The organism is Pseudomonas sp. 09C 129, assembly GCF_002843625.1.
Classification (GTDB): Bacteria; Pseudomonadota; Gammaproteobacteria; order Pseudomonadales; family Pseudomonadaceae; genus Aquipseudomonas; species Aquipseudomonas chlororaphis.
Window position 1 is genome coordinate 6,549,704 of the sequence record NZ_CP025261.1, and the last position, 17,043, is coordinate 6,566,746.

At 65.7% G+C, this 17,043-nt stretch carries 16 protein-coding genes; 9 read left to right on the forward strand and 7 right to left on the reverse strand.

Annotated features, from left to right (window positions below; translation table 11 throughout):
• Positions 1-70 precede the first annotated feature (70 nt).
• From ribBA to nrdR, 4 genes are read right to left on the reverse strand one after another with little or no spacing between them, the layout of a single operon-like run.
• Positions 71-1,162, reverse strand: a complete 1,092-nt coding sequence (gene ribBA, locus CXQ81_RS29290; protein WP_007924126.1) for a bifunctional 3,4-dihydroxy-2-butanone-4-phosphate synthase/GTP cyclohydrolase II — start codon at positions 1,160-1,162, stop codon at positions 71-73.
• 16 nt (positions 1,163-1,178) lie between these two features.
• Complete coding sequence (locus tag CXQ81_RS29295) at positions 1,179-1,841, reverse strand: riboflavin synthase (RefSeq protein ID WP_007924128.1); 663 nt, start codon at positions 1,839-1,841, stop codon at positions 1,179-1,181.
• 46 nt (positions 1,842-1,887) lie between these two features.
• Entirely contained in the window at positions 1,888-3,021 is a 1,134-nt protein-coding gene (ribD, locus tag CXQ81_RS29300; protein ID WP_101339235.1) for a bifunctional diaminohydroxyphosphoribosylaminopyrimidine deaminase/5-amino-6-(5-phosphoribosylamino)uracil reductase RibD, read from the reverse strand.
• Positions 3,018-3,482 (reverse strand): transcriptional regulator NrdR, encoded by a 465-nt coding sequence (nrdR, locus tag CXQ81_RS29305; protein WP_007924133.1) that lies wholly within the window; start codon positions 3,480-3,482, stop codon positions 3,018-3,020. Before nrdR ends, ribD begins: the two co-directional genes overlap by 4 nt.
• 129 nt (positions 3,483-3,611) lie before the next feature.
• Here nrdR and CXQ81_RS29310 point away from each other — a divergent pair, with 129 nt between their 5' ends.
• The 3 genes from CXQ81_RS29310 to trxA all read left to right on the forward strand — a co-directional run bounded on the left by CXQ81_RS29310 (position 3,612) and on the right by trxA (position 5,756).
• On the forward strand, positions 3,612-4,070 hold the full coding sequence (locus CXQ81_RS29310) for a hypothetical protein (RefSeq protein WP_101339236.1): 459 nt from the start codon (positions 3,612-3,614) through the stop codon (positions 4,068-4,070).
• Positions 4,067-4,723 carry a methyltransferase gene (locus CXQ81_RS29315; protein WP_101339237.1) on the forward strand — a complete coding sequence of 219 codons (657 nt, stop codon included), beginning with the start codon at positions 4,067-4,069 and terminating at the stop codon, positions 4,721-4,723. The genes CXQ81_RS29310 and CXQ81_RS29315 overlap by 4 nt, the downstream gene beginning before the upstream one ends.
• Positions 4,724-4,883: 160 nt before the next feature.
• On the forward strand, positions 4,884-5,756 hold the full coding sequence (gene trxA, locus CXQ81_RS29320) for a thioredoxin (RefSeq protein ID WP_007924137.1): 873 nt from the start codon (positions 4,884-4,886) through the stop codon (positions 5,754-5,756).
• A 50-nt stretch (positions 5,757-5,806) separates the two neighbouring features.
• Here the strand turns inward: trxA and CXQ81_RS29325 are convergent, their stop codons facing one another.
• Positions 5,807-6,160 carry a hypothetical protein gene (locus CXQ81_RS29325; protein ID WP_007924138.1) on the reverse strand — a complete coding sequence of 118 codons (354 nt, stop codon included), beginning with the start codon at positions 6,158-6,160 and terminating at the stop codon, positions 5,807-5,809.
• Positions 6,161-6,295: 135 nt separating this feature from the next.
• Here CXQ81_RS29325 and CXQ81_RS29330 point away from each other — a divergent pair, with 135 nt between their 5' ends.
• The 5 genes from CXQ81_RS29330 (at position 6,296) to CXQ81_RS29350 (ending at position 10,489) form a co-directional block, all read left to right on the forward strand.
• Complete coding sequence (locus CXQ81_RS29330) at positions 6,296-6,892, forward strand: DUF2796 domain-containing protein (protein WP_101339238.1); 597 nt, start codon at positions 6,296-6,298, stop codon at positions 6,890-6,892.
• A gap of 138 nt (positions 6,893-7,030) precedes the next feature.
• Entirely contained in the window at positions 7,031-7,741 is a 711-nt protein-coding gene (locus CXQ81_RS29335; RefSeq protein WP_101339239.1) for an ABC transporter ATP-binding protein, read from the forward strand.
• A 1-nt stretch (position 7,742) separates the two neighbouring features.
• Positions 7,743-9,008, forward strand: coding sequence for an ABC transporter permease (locus tag CXQ81_RS29340; protein ID WP_101339240.1), 1,266 nt, complete (start codon positions 7,743-7,745; stop codon positions 9,006-9,008).
• A gap of 28 nt (positions 9,009-9,036) precedes the next feature.
• Complete coding sequence (locus CXQ81_RS29345) at positions 9,037-9,555, forward strand: DUF3299 domain-containing protein (RefSeq protein ID WP_101339241.1); 519 nt, start codon at positions 9,037-9,039, stop codon at positions 9,553-9,555.
• 235 nt (positions 9,556-9,790) lie between these two features.
• On the forward strand, positions 9,791-10,489 hold the full coding sequence (locus CXQ81_RS29350; protein ID WP_101339242.1) for an OmpW family protein: 699 nt from the start codon (positions 9,791-9,793) through the stop codon (positions 10,487-10,489).
• 58 nt (positions 10,490-10,547) lie between these two features.
• On the opposite strand, the gene CXQ81_RS29355 is transcribed toward CXQ81_RS29350, so the two are convergent.
• A complete protein-coding gene (locus CXQ81_RS29355) occupies positions 10,548-11,477 on the reverse strand; it encodes an NAD-dependent epimerase/dehydratase family protein (RefSeq protein WP_101339243.1) in 930 nt (309 codons plus the stop codon).
• The gene (locus CXQ81_RS29360; RefSeq protein ID WP_037034303.1) at positions 11,470-12,354 is read right to left on the reverse strand and encodes a sugar nucleotide-binding protein; all 885 of its coding nucleotides are present in this window, start codon (positions 12,352-12,354) and stop codon (positions 11,470-11,472) included. The genes CXQ81_RS29355 and CXQ81_RS29360 overlap by 8 nt, the downstream gene beginning before the upstream one ends.
• A gap of 222 nt (positions 12,355-12,576) precedes the next feature.
• On the opposite strand from CXQ81_RS29360, the gene CXQ81_RS29365 reads away from it, so the two are divergent.
• On the forward strand, positions 12,577-16,893 hold the full coding sequence (locus CXQ81_RS29365; RefSeq protein ID WP_101339244.1) for a DEAD/DEAH box helicase: 4,317 nt from the start codon (positions 12,577-12,579) through the stop codon (positions 16,891-16,893).
• Positions 16,894-17,043: the final 150 nt, after the last annotated feature.

Consider the following 17,043-nt stretch of genomic DNA (forward strand, 5'->3'; position numbering starts at 1 on the left):
CGGAGCGCGTTCACTACGCGCTCACTAGTGATATTTGAACCGCGAATTTCAAGCCCGCAACAACTGGCTTTTATTCGGAGGGCACGTATTCTACAACTTCCAGGTCGAAACCGGATATCGCATTAAATTTCATCGGCGCGCTCATCAGGCGCATTTTGCGTACACCCAGGTCGCGCAGGATCTGCGAACCGGCACCGACGATGCTGTAGGTGGTCGGTTTTTTCGCAGGCACGTGCTCGGCCGTTTCGCGGATATGCGCCAGCAGCACGTCGCCGTCCAGCGGGTGGCCCAGCAACAGCACCACGCCGCTGCCGGCCTCGGCCACCGTGGCCATGGCGGCCCGCAGGCTCCAGCGGCCAGGCTGCTTGACCATCAGCAGGTCGCGCAACGGGTCCATGTTGTGCACGCGAACCAGGGTCGGTTCTTCGGCGCAGATGTTGCCCAGGGTCAGCGCCATGTGCACGTCGCCTTCCACCGAATCACGGTAAGTCACCAGGTTGAACTGGCCCAATTCGCTGTCCAGCGGCTGCTCGGCAATCCGCTGAACGGTACGTTCGTGGATCATCCGGTAGTGAATCAGGTCGGCGATGGTGCCGATCTTGATGTTGTGTTCGGCGGCGAAGGCTTCCAGCTCGGCGCGACGGGACATGGTGCCGTCGTCGTTCATCACTTCGCAGATCACCCCGCTCGGCTCGAAACCGGCCATGCGCGCCAGGTCGCAGGCGGCTTCGGTGTGGCCGGCGCGAGCCAGGGTGCCACCCGGCTGGGCCATCAGCGGGAAGATGTGGCCCGGGCTGACGATGTCTTCGGCCTTGGCGTCCTTAGCGGCGGCAGCCTGCACCGTGCGTGCGCGGTCGGCGGCGGAGATGCCGGTGGTCACGCCGGTAGTGGCCTCGATGGAAACGGTGAACTTGGTGCCGAACCCGGAACCGTTGCGCGGCGCCATCAAAGGCAGCTTGAGCAGCTCGCAACGCTCGCGGCTCATCGGCATGCAGATCAGGCCGCGGGCGTGCTTGGCCATGAAGTTGATGTGTTCGGCCTTGCAGCACTCGGCGGCCATGATCAGGTCGCCTTCGTTCTCGCGGTCTTCGTCATCCATGAGGATGACCATCTTGCCTTGGCGGATGTCTTCAACCAGTTCTTCGATGCTGTTGAGCGCCACGCGGCACCCCCTTGAGTCAGGATTTGAGGTAGCCGTTAGCGGCCAGAAAACTTTCGGTGATGCCACCGCTCGAAGGCTCCGCGGCCTTGTCGCCCAGCAGCAGGCGCTCCAGGTAACGCGCCAGCAGGTCGACTTCGAGGTTGACCTGCCGACCCGGCCGGTAGTCGGCCATGATGGTTTCGGCCAGCGTGTGCGGGACGATGGTCAGCTCGAACTCGGCACCATTGACCGCGTTGACCGTCAGGCTGGTGCCGTCGACGGTGATCGAGCCCTTGTGGGCGATGTACTTGGCCAGGTCCTTGGGCGCGCGGATGCGGAACTGGATGGCGCGGGCATTTTCCTCCCGGGCCACCACTTCGCCGACGCCGTCGACGTGGCCGCTGACCAGGTGACCGCCCAGGCGGGTGGTCGGGGTCAGGGCCTTTTCCAGGTTGACCCGGCTGCCGGCCTTCAACTGATGGAAAGCGGTGCAGTCCAGGGTCTCGCGGCTGACGTCGGCCCAGAAGCCGTCGCCCGGCAGTTCCACCGCGGTCAGGCAGACGCCGTTCACCGCAATGCTGTCGCCCAGCTTCACGTCGCCCAGGTCGAGCTTGCCGGTTTCCACATACACCCGAACATCGCCGCCCTTGGGGGTCAATGCACGGATGCTGCCGATGGATTCGATGATGCCTGTAAACATGGAGTCCTCCTCGAGAACAGGGTCGCCGCGTGGCGAAGGCCCGAAATTATACGCTCGCTGCTGGCAGAGGAATGGCAATGACTCGCCAGTCATCGCCTACGGCGCGCATTTCAATGATTTTCAGCAGCGGCGCCTCGCTCATCTGCGCCAGCGGCCAATCGAGCAGCGGCCGGGCCGTAGAGCCGAGGAACTTGCCGGCGACAAAGATCTGGTACTCGTCCACCAAACCTTGCTGGGCGAACGCCCCCGCCAGGCGCGGGCCGGCCTCCACCAGCACCTCGTTGACGCCGCGGGCAGCCAGCTCGCCCAGCAGCCGACGCAGGTCCACCTGGCCATCGGCGCCCGGCACGATCAGGCATTCCGGACCGTTGGCGTACTGTTCTTCCACCGCCGCGCAGGTGGCGACCAGCGCCGGCCCCGCCTTGAAGAACGGCGCATCGAGCGGCACCCGCAAACGGCCGTCGATCAACACGCGCAAGGGTGGACGGCTCATGGCCAGGGCGGTCTGTTCCGCATCCAGCCCCAGCTCCTCGGCCCGCACCGTCAGCCGGGCATTGTCCGCCAGCACCGTGTCGGCACCGGTCAACACCACGCTGGCCTGGGCCCGCAGACGCTGCACCGCGGAACGCGCGGCGGAGCCGGTGATCCACTGGCTTTCGCCACTGGCCATGGCGGTGCGCCCGTCCAGGCTCATGGCCAGCTTGACCCGCACGAACGGCAGGCCGTGCTCCATGCGTTTGAGGAAACCCTGGTTGAGGGCACGGGCTTGCTGCTCCATCACCCCGCTGTGGGTAGCGATGCCGGCCTGGGCCAGGCGCTGCAGGCCACGGCCGGCGACTTCCGGGTTGGGGTCCTGCATCGCCGCCACGACCCGCGCCACGCCGGCATCCACCAGGGCATCGGCGCACGGCGGCGTACGGCCGTGATGGCTGCAGGGTTCGAGGGTCACGTAAGCCGTGGCGCCGCGGGCGTTGGCACCGGCGGCACGCAGAGCGTGGACTTCGGCATGGGGCTCGCCGGCCCGCACATGCCAGCCTTCGCCGACGACCTGGCCGTCGCGCACGATCACGCAACCGACCCGGGGGTTGGGGTGAGTGCTGAAACGGCCTTTTGCGGCCAGCTCCAGGGCGCGCGCCATATAGTGGGCGTCGAGCACCGCCTGTTCGCTGGAGGTATTCATTCTTTGCCCGGCTCGCGGGCGAGACGGTCGATCTCTTCGCGGAACTCATTGAGATCCTGGAACCGTCGGTAGACCGAAGCGAAGCGGATATAGGCCACTTCATCGAGCTTTTGCAGCTCGGCCATCACCAGTTCGCCGACGACCAGGGATTTGACCTCGCGCTCACCAGTGGCGCGCAACTTGTGCTTGATATGCACCAGCGCGGCCTCCAGGCGCTCGACGCTGACCGGACGCTTTTCCAGGGCACGCTGCATGCCAGCGCGGAGTTTTTCTTCGTCGAAGGGCTGGCGGCTGCCGTCAGTCTTGATCAGGCGCGGCAACACCAGTTCGGCGGTTTCGAAAGTGGTGAAACGCTCACCGCAGGCCAGGCATTCACGCCGGCGGCGCACCTGTTCGCCTTCGGCGACCAGACGCGAGTCGATGACCTTGGTGTCGTTGGCACCGCAGAAGGGACAGTGCATGGTGGCAGGCAACAAAAAAAGGGAGGGCCATGGTAGCGCATCCCACTGGCAAGACAAGCCATAGCCTTTACGGTATACAGACCGACTATTATGTTTTGCACATGGAATTTCGCCTTGTTGGAGCTTCGCATGCCACTACGACCGCTCGTTTTGCTCAGCCTTTTCAGCCTGCTGGTGGCTTGCAGCAGCGACGCCCCGAAACCGGCCGCCTCCACCGTGCCGCCCCAGCAGAGTGTGAAAAAAGCCCGGGAATCCACCGACCTCGGCCCCCTGCCGGCCTACCAGCGTGAACTGAGCGGCACCCTGCAGGGCGTACCAAGCGGTGCCGAAGTGGAACTGGCGTTGCTGGTGATCGACGAGCGCGGCCGGCCGCAACGTTTGCTGGCCAGCAGCAACCTGATCGGCAACAACAAGGTCCTGCCGTTTCGCCTGCGCTTCAATCCCGATGTCTTCCCGGTAGGCGCCCGCGTTGAACTGCGCGGCCGTGCCAGCCAGTCCGGCCAGTTGATCCTGCACCTGCCGGCGCAACTCATCACCCAGCCGACCACCCAGGCCGTGGGCCAGCTGCAGTTCGTCAAAGCACCATGACCCCACCGCTCGACCTGCAACGCGCCCTGAGCGAACTGCTGGGCGACGCCCAACTGGTGGCCTGCGAACTGCCGGACACCGAGCTGAAGCTGTGGTTGATCGATGCCGACAACATGGACCGCGCCTTCACCCCGGAAGAAACCCGGCGAATTCTCCACGAACCGCCGTACTGGAGTTTCTGCTGGGCCAGCGGCCTGGCCCTGGCACGCTATCTGGCCGAGCATCCGCAGTGGGTGCAAGGCAAGCGGGTCCTGGATTTCGGCGCCGGCTCCGGTGTGGCCGGTATCGCGGCGCTGAAAGCCGGCGCGCTGGAAGTGGTGGCCTGCGACCTCGACCCGCTGGCCATCGCCGCCTGCAAGGCGAATGCGACGCTCAACGGGGTTGAACTGGGTTACTCCACGGACTTTTTCGCGCAAGCGGATCGCTTCGACCTGATCCTGGTGGCCGACGTGCTCTACGACCGCGCCAACCTGCCGCTGCTGGATGAGTTCCTTAGCCGAGGACGCCAGGCGCTGGTGGCGGATTCCCGGGTCAAGGACTTCCAGCATCCGCTGTACCAACGCCTGGAAATGCTCCACGCCCTGACCCTGCCGGATCTGGCCGAGCCCTGGGAGTTCCGCGATGTGAGCCTGTATCACGCGCAGCGCGATTGATGAAGGACAAGTCACCTTGTGCTCTATCGAGCAACGTCCAGCAGCATCTGCAGGAGCGCGGCTTGCCCGCGAAACAATCTACCGGCCACCCGATACCCCGCTTTCAGCCGCCCCCCGCCAAGCCTTATAGTTGGCCCATTCACGTTCTTCGAGATCCCCCATGAGTCAGGACACGCCGTACATTTTCGACGCCAGCACCGCCGACTTCGACCAGTCGGTGATCGAGAACTCGTTCCACAAGCCGGTGCTGGTGGATTTCTGGGCCGAATGGTGCGCGCCCTGCAAGGCGCTGATGCCGATGCTGCAACAGATCGCCGAGAGCTATCAGGGCGAACTGCTGCTGGCCAAGGTCAACTGCGATATCGAGCAGGACATCGTTGCCCGCTTCGGCATTCGCAGCCTGCCGACCGTGGTGCTGTTCAAGGACGGTCAGCCGGTGGACGGTTTTGCCGGGGCGCAACCGGAATCCGCGGTGCGCGCCATGCTCGAACCCCATGTGCAGATGCCGCCGCCCAAGGCCGCCGACCCGCTGGAGCTGGCTGAAGCGCTGTTCGCCGAAGGGCGCATCGCCGATGCCGAAGCCACGCTCAAAGTGCTGCTGGGCGAAGACAACAGCAACGCCAAGGCCTTGATCCTCTACGCCCGCTGCCTGGCCGAACGCGGCGAACTGGGCGAAGCCCAGACCGTACTCGACGCGGTCACCGGCGATGAACACAAGGCAGCGCTGGCCGGGGCCAAGGCGCAGATCACCTTCCTCAAGCAGGCTGCCGACCTGCCGGACAGCGCCGAGCTGAAAAGCCGCCTGGCGCAGGACCCGCAGGATGACGAGGCGGTGTATCAGCTGGCCATCCAGCAGCTGGCGCGCCAGCAGTACGACGCGGCGCTGGATGCCCTGCTCAAGTTGTTCATCCGCAACCGCAGCTACAACGAAGGCCTGCCGCACAAGACCTTGCTGCAAGTGTTCGAGCTGCTGGGCAACGACCACCCGCTGGTGACCACCTACCGTCGCAAGCTGTTCGCCGCGCTGTACTGATTCATAGCTGATAGCCGCACCGGTTTATCGCAAGCCGGCGCAGCCCTCGCCTACTCGATCCAGCTGTAGAGCGGCGTATCACCGCCGCTCACCACCTTGACCTGTGCGCTGTGGCGCAAACGCACCAATAGCCGCTTGCCCGCCGCGGCGCTGCCGGTCAGGCCTTCCAGTTGCTCCAAAAGATCCGGGCCGCTCAATTGCCCGGCCTTGCGCAGCAGGTCCTGGGTGATCTGCCACAGCGCATCGTCCTGGCTCGCCGGCTTGGCCACAGGCGCGCCGCTTTCGGCTTTGGCCGCCTGCAACGGCGTCCCCAGTCGGGCACTCAACTGATCCCAGTCGGCCTCGTCCAGTTCCAGGGTCAAATCCACCGGCCATTCGCCGATGCTTCCACGAATCCGCACCATCGCTCTGCTCCCGAAAATTTCTGACGGGCATGCTCCCATGCGTCTTGCGCAACGCCAAGCAGGCGGTCAAACTCTCGCCACTTTCGTTATAAGATTACATAACATTATTTTCATGTTCGCTCCCGGAGACTTGCCATGCGTCGTCTGCTGCTCGCCCTGCCGTTCGCTCTGTTGCCCCTGGCCATCGCTCACGCGGCCGAAAAACACGACCACGACCATGAGCACGGCAGCCTCGGTGCTCACGAGCATGGCGTGGCCCGCCTGAACGCAGCGCTGGACGGCCAGACCCTGGAGCTGGAACTGGAAAGCCCGGCGATGAACCTGGTGGGCTTCGAGCACGCCGCCAGCACCGACGCGGACAAGGCCAAGGTCGCCGCCGTGCGCGCCCAGCTGGAAAAACCGCTGGCGCTGTTCAGCCTGCCGCCCGCCGCCGGTTGCGTGGTGGCGCAACAGGAACTGGAAAGCCCGCTGTTCGGCGACAAGCCCGAAGATCACGACGAAGACCATGACGACGCGAAGAATGCCGGCGGCCACGAGCATCATCACGAACACAGCGAGATCCATGCGCACTACCAGTTCACCTGTGCCACGCCGGGCGCGCTGAAGAACCTGGACCTGGCCGGCGTGTTCAAGACCTTCCCCGCCACCCAGAAAATTCAGGTACAACTCATCTCGCCAAGTGGCCAGCAAGGCGTGGAAGCGACCTCCAAGGCCGCCAGCCTGAAGTTCTGACCGCAACTCCTGTAGCCGCTGCCGCAGGCTGCGATCGAGCCCGAAGGGGTCATTGCTCTTGAGGTTTTCGCAAGGTCCTGCGGACCTTATCGCAGCCTTCGGCAGCGGCTACAAAACTCACTCCATGATCGGCCCAACATGACCCAAGCACTTATCGAACTGTCCGACCTGGGCTTCAACTGGCCCGGCCATCCACAGTTGCTGGATATCCCGGCCTTTCGCCTGGAAGCGGGTGAAACGCTGTTCCTCAAGGGCCCCAGCGGCAGCGGCAAGACCACCCTGCTCGGCCTGCTCGGCGGCGTGCAGAAACCCGGCCGCGGCAGCATCCGCCTGCTGGGCCAGGAGCTGACCGAACTCTCCGCCGGCGCCCGCGACCGCTTCCGGGTCGATCACACCGGCTACATTTTCCAGCAGTTCAACCTGCTGCCGTTTCTCTCGGTACGCGAGAACGTCGAGTTGCCCTGCCACTTTTCCAAATTGCGCGCCAGCCGCGCCGTACAGCGCCACGGCAGTGTCGACCAGGCGGCGGCCACCCTGCTCGCCCACCTGGGGCTTAAAGACCCCGGCCTGCTCGGTCGCCGCGCCGACTCGCTGTCCATCGGCCAGCAACAACGGGTCGCCGCCGCCCGCGCGCTGATCGGCCAGCCGGAACTGGTGATCGCCGACGAGCCCTCCTCGGCGCTGGACTACGACGCCCGCGAAGCCTTTATCCGCCTGCTGTTCGCCGAATGCCGCGAGGCCGGGGCCAGCCTGCTGTTCGTCAGCCACGACCAGAGCCTGGCGCCGCTGTTCGATCGCAACCTGTCGCTGGCCGAACTCAATCGCGCCGCCACGCCCGCGGAGGTCTGAGATGTATCTGTTCCGTCTAGCCATGGCCAGCCTGGCTAACCGCCGCTTCACCGCGATCCTCACCGCCTTCGCCATCGCCCTGTCGGTCTGCCTGCTGCTGGCGGTGGAACGGGTGCGCACCGAAGCCCGCGCCAGCTTCGCCAGCACCATCAGCGGTACCGACCTGATCGTCGGCGCCCGCTCCGGTTCGGTGAACCTGCTGCTGTACTCGGTGTTCCGCATCGGCAACGCCACCAACAACATTCGCTGGGACAGCTTCGAGCACTTCGCCAGCAGCCCGAAAGTGAAATGGGCGATCCCGATTTCCCTCGGCGACTCCCATCGCGGCTACCGGGTGATGGGCACCACCGCGGCCTACTTCGAGCATTACCAGTACGGCCACCAGCAGAACCTGCAACTGGCCAGCGGCCGCGAGTTCGCCAGCGATCCGTTCGAAGTGGTGCTGGGCGCCGAAGTCGCCGAGGCCCTGCATTACAAGCTCGGCGACAAGCTGGTGCTGGCCCACGGCGTAGCGGCCATCAGCCTGGTCAAGCATGACGACAAACCCTTCACCGTGGTCGGCATCCTCAAGCGCACCGGCACCCCGGTGGACCGCACGCTGCACATCAGCCTCGGTGGCATGGAGGCGATCCATATCGACTGGCACAACGGCGTGCCGGCCCAGGGCAACGGCCGCATCAGCGCCGACCAGGCGCGCAACATGGATCTGACGCCGCAAGCGATCACTGCCTTCATGCTCGGCCTGAACAGCAAGATCGCCACCTTCGCGGTGCAGCGCGAGATCAATGAATACCGCGGCGAACCGATGCTGGCGATCTTGCCCGGGGTCGCCCTGCAGGAGCTGTGGAGCCTGATGGGCACCGCGGAAAAGGCCTTGTTCGTGGTGTCGCTGTTCGTGGTGCTGACCGGCCTGATCGGCATGCTCACGGCGATCCTCACCAGCCTCAACGAGCGCCGCCGGGAAATGGCGATCCTGCGTTCGGTCGGCGCTCGCCCCTGGCATATCGCGACCTTGCTGGTGCTGGAGGCCTTCGCCCTGGCGCTGTCCGGTGTGCTCGCCGGGCTGGGCCTGCTGTACCTGGGCATCGCCCTGGCCCAGGGTTATGTGCAGTCGAGCTACGGCCTGTACCTGCCGCTGTCCTGGCCAAGCGAGTATGAGTGGACGCTGCTCGGCGGTATCCTGATCGCCGCCCTGCTGATGGGCAGCGTGCCGGCCTGGCGCGCCTACCGACAATCGCTGGCCGATGGCCTGTCCATCCGTTTATGAGGAACTTCTGGTTATGAGGAGCTCCGGCATGCCCCGTGCCCTGCTTGCGCTGTTGATGCTGGCCGCCCTGCCGCTATGGGCCGCCGAACCCCGTGACCTGGCCTGGTCGGAAATGATCCCGCCGGACGCGCCGGCGGAGGTGCCGAACATGCAGCCGCTGCACGACCTGTCGCAGATGAGCGACGCCCTGGCCGCCGAGTCCGCCCCGGCGGCCAAGCAGGACATGCCCAACGCTCCGGTGGTGCAGAGCCTGGACGGCCTGTCGGTGCGCCTGCCCGGCTACATCGTGCCGCTGGAAGTCAGCGAGGAAGGCCGCACCACGGAGTTTCTGCTGGTGCCGTATTTCGGCGCCTGCATCCACGTGCCGCCACCGCCGTCGAACCAGATAGTGCATGTGAAAAGCGCCGTCGGCGTGAAGCTCGACGAGCTGTATCAGCCGTACTGGATCGAGGGGCCGATGCAGGTCAAGGCGTCCACCAGCGAAATCGCCGACGCGGGTTACCAGATGGAGGCAGAGAAAATTTACGTGTACGAATTGCAGGAGTGAAACCGCCGGTTTTGCAGTGCCGCAAATAACCTCATCGCGAGCAAGCTCGCTCCTACAGAGAACCGCATTGTTCATGTAGGAGCGAGCTTGCTCGCGATCGACTCCAAAGCGCCTAGAACCCTCTGCCCCCCTCGTTCCCGCGCTGATCCGGTTTTCATTGAGCTGAGTCAAAGCCTGTTCCTTGACGATCCTTACCATTGGACCTAGCCAACTCGAATCGTCCTTTGGAGCTCCCATGCACAAGTCCCTGCTCAGCGCCTCCCTGTTCGCGCTCGCGCTCGCCGCCCCGCTCGCCCACGCCCACGAAGCCGGCGACATCATCGTTCGCGCCGGTGCCATCACCGTCAATCCGAAAGCCGATAGCGGCGACGTCAAGGTCGACCGCGGTCCATTGGCCGGAGCCAACCTCGGCGGCAAGGCGACCATGAGCAGCGACACCCAGCTGGGCCTGAACTTCGCCTACATGCTGACCAACAACGTCGGTATCGAACTGCTCGCGGCCACCCCGTTCGAGCATGACGTCAAGCTCAAGGGCACCGCGCTGGACGCCGCCAACGGCAAGCTCGGTACCCTCAAGCACCTGCCGCCGACCCTGAGCGTCGTGTACTACCCGCTGGACCACAAGGCCGCCTTCCAGCCTTACGTCGGTGCCGGCATCAACTACACCTGGATCTATGACGAACACGTCGGCAGCCGCGCCAGCGCAGCCGGTTTCGACAACTTCCGGGCGAAGAACTCCTGGGGCCTGGCCTGGCAGGTCGGTGCCGACTACATGCTGACCGACAACGTGATGATCAACGCCCAGGTGCGCTACGTCGACATCGACACCACCGCCTACGTGAACAACAACGCGGTCGCCGGCGGCACCCGGGCCAAGGTCGACGTGGACGTCGATCCATGGGTCTACATGGTCGGCCTGGGCTACAAGTTCTAAATCGGCCAGACAAAAAAAGGCGCCTGCAAAGGCGCCTTTTTTCATCGCTGGGGAAAGCTCAGCGGCCCAGCAAACGTGCCAGCCCGATGCTCATCGGCGTCGGTTCGGGGAGCTTGAAGCGCTGCAACAGGCGCTGGTTGTTCGCCCGCGAATGGCGAATGTCCCCGGAGCGCGCCGGGCCGTAGCTGATCGGTGGCAACTGCCCTACCACCTCGCCCAGGACCTCGAGCAACTGCTTGAGGGTAGTGGCCTGGTTCAGGCCGACATTGACCGCGCCGACTTCCAGTTGCGGTGTTTCCAGGGACTGCACCAGCACGTCCACCAGGTCTTCGACATACATGAAGTCGCGGGTTTGCTCGCCATCGCCGAATACGGTGATCGGCAGGCCTTTCTGCGCGCGCTCGCAAAAGATGCTGATGACCCCGGAGTACGGCGAGGACGGATCCTGGCGCGGCCCGAAGATATTGAAGAAGCGGAAGATCGCCGGCTCCAGCCCATGCTGGCGGCGATAGAAATCGAAGTAGTGCTCGCTGGCCAGCTTGTCCGACGCATAGGGCGTCAGTGGTGCCTTGGGCGTGTCTTCGTCGATCGATTCGCCCTCGCCATTGTTGCCATAAACCGCCGCGCTGGAAGCAAACAGCACACGCTTGACGCCAGCCTGGCGCATGGCTTCGCAGACGTTGAGGGTGCCGATGAAGTTGCTCTGGTGGGTACGCACCGGGTCGTCCACCGAAGCCTGTACCGAAGCGACCGCCGCCAGGTGTGCCACCGCGCGGCAGCCGCTCATGGCCCGCGCCACCAGGGCCGCGTCGGCGACGTCGCCTTGGATCAGTTCGACCCGCGGGTTGTCCAGCGGCAGGTTGCCGGGTTTACCCGTGGACAGATCGTCGAGGATCCGCACCGAGTAGCCCTTGGCGAGCAAAGCGTCGGTCAGGTGCGAACCGATGAAGCCGGCACCGCCGGTGATCAAGATTGGGCCATCAGCCATGACGATAAAACCTATCCAGTAGAGCCGGGAGTGCCGCGCGCCAGGCGCGCGGCTTGATCCCGAAGGTGTGCAGAATTTTTTTGCAGGCCAGCACCGCGTGCTGCGGTTCTTCAGCGGCGTCCGGCCGGGCGGCGTGGGCCTGGGCGGTCGGCGCTTCGATGGCCAGCGGATGCAGGCTGCGGGCCTCGGTGAGGATCGCCTGGCCCAGCGCCAGCGGCGTGGTCGCCTCATGGCCGGCGTAGTGGTAAGTGCCCCACAGCGGCGCGGCGCAATCGAGTTGCTTGAGCACGGAGATGATCACTCGGGCGGCATCGTCCACTGGCGTCGGGTTGCCCCGACGGTCGTCGGCCAGCAGCAGCTCTTCGGGTTGCTCGGCACGCGCCAGGAAACGCCCCAGGGTGCCTTCGGCGCTATCGTCCAGCAGCCAGCCGAAACGCAGCAGCACATGCTGTGGGCAAGTGGCGCGCACATTCTGCTCAATCCGCCACAAGGCCTGGCCACGCAGACCCAGCGGTACCGGTTCGTCCTTTTCGCTGTAGGCGGTGGCCCGCGAACCGTCGAACACCCGGTAGCTGGAAGGCTGCAGAAGAATGATGTTGTGATGCTGGCACAGCTCGGAAAGCCGCTCGACCGCCCGTTCCTGGCCAGCCAGGCGTGCCTCGGGGACACTCTCCGCCTGGAACCAGTCGAAGTAGTACGCAAGGTTGATCAAGGCATCCGGGCGGGTGTCGTCGAGCAGTTGCGTCAGGCTCGCGGCATCCCAGCCGTCTTGCGGCGGACGGGGGGCGAGGAAACCGATGTCTTCCTCCGCACCGAGGCGAATCAGCGCCTGCCCAAGGGCATTTCCGCCGCCCAGTAACATAAGGCGCATTCGCATAGAGTCAGCAGGCCCAATCTGTTCGGAACGATGGTTTGAATCGGCCAGACCCGCGGGTTTGGCCATGAATATTGCTCAGAATCGTTGCATTTTGCGGGTTTCCGGCGCAACCGTCACTGAGAAAGTGTAGAGCAACAAAGCACACAGCCCTTCAGGGCTGCTGCCGCCAGCGGCGACAAGGCAGGCTTGCAACTTCACTCCGGCGGTCGCATAACGTTGTGCATGAACCTTCCCCAGATCCCCGCCAACGCCCTGCCGGGTTTTCATCCCGCGGTCAGCGCCTGGTTCGACAGCTGCTTCCCGGCGGCGACCGCCGCCCAGGCCCTGGCCTGGCCGCTGATCCGCCAGCGCCGCTCGACGCTGATCGCCGCGCCCACCGGCTCGGGCAAGACCCTGACCGCCTTCCTCGCGGTGATCGACGAGCTGGTTCATCGCGGTCTGGAAAACGGCGGCACACTGCCGGAGCAGACCCTGGTGGTCTACGTCTCGCCACTCAAGGCTTTGAGCAACGATATCCAGATCAACCTGCAGGACCCGCTGGCCGGGATCACCGCGCAACTCGAACGCATGGGCCTGCCGCAATTGCGCATCAGCACCGCGGTGCGCACCGGCGACACCCTGCAGAAAGACCGCAGCGCCATGCGCAAGAGCGCGCCGCATATCCTGGTGACCACCCCCGAATCGCTGTATGTGCTGCTGGGCTCGGCCTCCGGCCGGCAAATGCTCGCCAGCACGCGCACGGTGATCGTCGACGAGATCCACGCCATCGCCGCCAGCAAACGCGGCAGCCACCTGGCGTTGAGCCTGGAGCGCCTGCAAGCGCTCTGCGCCGAGCCGCTGACGCGCATCGGCCTGTCGGCCACGCAGAAGCCCATCGAAGCGGTGTCGCGTTTCCTGGTCGGCCATGAACGCCCCTGCGAGATCGTCGACATCGGCCACGCTCGCCCCCGGGACCTGGCCATCGAAGTGCCGCCCGTGCCGCTGTCGGCGGTGATGGCCAACGACGTCTGGGAACGGGTCTACGAACGTATCGCCGAACTGGCGCGGGAGCACCGTACCACCCTGGTATTCGTCAACACCCGGCGCCTGGCCGAACGCCTGAGCCGCCACCTCAGCGAACGCCTGGGCAAGGACGCGGTGGCCGCCCACCATGGCAGCCTGGCCAAGGAGTTTCGCCTGGACGCCGAACAGCGTCTCAAGCGCGGCGACCTGCAAATACTGATCGCCACCGCCTCGCTGGAGCTGGGCATCGATATCGGCGATGTCGACCTGGTGTGCCAGATCGGCTCGCCGCGTTCGATCTCGGCCTTTCTGCAAAGGGTTGGGCGCTCCGGGCACCAGGTCGGCGGCACGCCCAAGGGCCGCCTGTTCGCCCTGACCCGCGACGACCTGATCGAATGCGCCGCCCTGCTCGACTGCGTGCATCGCGGCGAACTCGACACCCTGCAGATCCTCAGGGCGCCGCTGGATGTGCTGGCGCAGCAGATCGTCGCCGAAGTCAGCAACCAGGAATGGCAGGAGCAGCCGCTGCTGGAGATGATCCGCCGCGCCTCGCCCTACAGCGACCTCGACGAAGGGCATTTCCAGGCGCTGCTGCGCATGCTCGCCGAAGGTTACAACGGGCGTCAGGGCATGCGCAGCGCCTATCTGCATCGCGACGCCGTCAACCGCAGCCTGCGCGGTCGGCGGGGCAGCCAGCTGACGGCGGTGACCAGCGGCGGCACCATCCCCGACAACGCCGACTACGCCGTGCTGCTGGAGCCCCAGGCGCTGAATATCGGCAGCGTCAACGAAGACTTCGCGGTGGAAAGCATCGCCGGCGATGTGTTCCAGCTGGGCAATACCTCGTACCGCATTCTGCGGGTGGAAACCGGCCGGGTGCGGGTCGAGGACGCCCACGGCCAGCCGCCGACCATTCCGTTCTGGCTCGGCGAAGCCCCCGGGCGCAGCGCCGAACTGTCGTTTGCCGTGGCGCGCCTGCTGGCCCGGCTCGACGAGTTGCTCGGCGCCACCCCCGGCCAACTACAGCCCGCCCTCGACTGGCTGGGCGACAGCCTGGGCCTGGACGCCGCCAGCGCCGAACAACTGGTCGACTACCTGGCCCGCGCACGCCAGAGCCTGGGCGCGCTGCCGTCCCAGGACACGCTGATCATGGAGCGTTTTTTCGATGAGTCCGGCGGCACCCAACTGATCATCCACACGCCGTTCGGCAGCCGGATCAACCGCGCCTGGGGCCTGGCGCTGCGCAAGCGCTTCTGCCGCACCTTCAACTTCGAATTGCAGGCCGCCGCCAGCGAAGACGCCATCGTGCTGTCGCTGTCCACCGGCCACAGTTTCGAGCTCGACGACGTCTGGCGTTACCTGCACAGCAACAGCGCCGAACACATCCTGGTCCAGGCCGTGCTGGAGGCGCCGCTGTTCGGCGTGCGCTGGCGCTGGAATGCCGGGGTGGCCCTGGCGCTGCCGCGCTTTGTCGGCGGGCGCAAGGTAGCGCCGCAGATCCAGCGGATGAAAAGCGAAGACCTGATCGCCAGCGTGTTTCCCGACCAGATCGCCTGCCTGGAGAACCTCGCCGGCGAACGGCAGATTCCCGATCACCCGCTGGTGGAACAGACCCTCGACGACTGCCTGCACGAAGCCATGGACAGCGAGGGCTGGCTGGCACTGTTGCGGCGCATGGAGCGCGGCGAGCTGCGCCTGATCAGCCGCGACCTGCCGGCGCCCTCGCCCCTGGCCGCGGAAATCCTCAGCGCCCGGCCCTACACCTTCCTCGACGACGCACCGCTGGAAGAGCGCCGCACCCAGGCCGTGCTCAGCCGCCGCTGGAGCGACCCCGAATCCAGCGACGATCTGGGCGCCCTGGATGCCGAGGCCATCCAGTCGGTGCGCGAGGAAGCCTGGCCCGCCCCCGGCAGCCCGGATGAAATGCATGAAGCGCTGATGAGCCTGGCCTGTATCAGCGAGGACGAAGCCCAGGCCAACCCGCAGTGGACCGACTGGCTGCAAGCCCTGGCGGACAGCGGGCGCGCCAGCCGCTTGCAGATCGGCGGCGGACAGGCCCTGTGGCTGGCCATCGAGCGCCTGGGCTGCCTGCGGGCGATTTATCCACAGGCGCTGCTGCAACCGCTCCTCGAGGCGCCGCCCGGCTTCGATGAGCGATGGCAGCGCGATGAAGCGGTGGTCGAAGTGATTCGAGCCCGGCTCAGTGGCTTCGGCCCGTTGCCGCTGGAGAGCATCGCCATGCCCCTGGGCCTGAGCGCCAGCAAGGTCGCCCAGGTCCTGGCGCAGCTGGAAGGCGAAGGTTATGTGCTGCGGGGCCGCTTCAGCCCCGGCGAGGCCCGGGAGGAATGGTGCGAACGGCATCTGCTGGCGCGGATTCATCGCTACACCGTCAAACGCCTGCGCCGGGAAATCGAACCGGTGTCGCTGCAGGACCTGATGCGTTTTCTGTTTGACTGGCAGCACCTGTCCAGCGCCACCCAGGGCCAGGGCAGTGCCATGCTGGCGCAGACGGTCGCCCAGTTCGAAGGCTATGCCGCCGCGGCCGGCGCCTGGGACAGCGACCTGCTGCCGGCGCGGATCAAGGATTACTCCGCCACCTGGCTGGATGAGCTGTGCCGCAACGGCAAGGTGGTCTGGAGCCGGCTCAGCGCGCCGCACAAAGCCGCCGGCGCGACCCTGCGCAACACGCCGATCGTGCTGCTGCCGCGCAGCCAGGTCGCGCTGTGGAGCGGGCTGGACGCACAGCCCGACAGCAGCGCGCTGTCGCCCAAGGCGCAGAAGGTCCATGAGGCCCTGAGCCAGCACGGCGCCTTGTTCTTCGATGAATTGCAGCATGAAGCCCATGTCCTGCGCACCGAGCTGGAGATCGCCCTGCAGGAACTGGTGGCCGCAGGGTGGGTGAATGCCGACAGTTTTGCCGGCCTGCGCGCCTTGATCACCCCGTCCAGCAAGCGTCTGGCCCGCAGCGGCCGACGCGGGCGCGGGGCCGTGGTCGGCGGCATGGACGATGCAGGGCGCTGGGCCCTGCTACGGCGTCCGTCGCCAGTACCGGAGGGCGTCGGCGGTCATGGGCAGGCAACCCCACCGGCCACCCTGGAACACATCGCCATGACCCTGTTGCGGCGTTATGGCGTGGTGTTCTGGCGCCTGCTGGAACGCGAGGCCGACTGGCTGCCGAGCTGGCGCGAACTGTTGCGCACCTTCCATCGGCTGGAGGCCCGCGGCGAAATTCGCGGCGGGCGTTTTGTCAGCGGCCTGGCCGGCGAGCAGTTCGCCCTGCCCGAGGCCATCGCCCTGTTGCGCGAAGTGCGCCGCCGCCCGCTGGATGGCAGCCTGATCGCGGTGTGTGGCGTCGACCCGCTGAACCTCGCCGGCACCTTGCTGCCCGGGCCGAAGGTCCCGGCCCTGGCCGGCAACCGGCTGGTGTACCGCGACGGCCTGCCCGCGGCCGCCGAGATCGCCGGCAAACCGCATGTCTGGCTGGACCTTGAGCCGCAGGCCAGCCTTGAGCTGCGGACCCGGTTGATTCGCCACTGATATCGGGTCGTGGGCGGCCTGGTGCATCGCGTCGGCCTTATCGCGAGCAAGCTTCGCTCCTACAGAAGCGCAGTGATCGCGCTCAGCTCGATATTTGCCTTCAGGTCAAATATCAAATACCGGAACCGCTATTTTTCCGCACGATTCAAA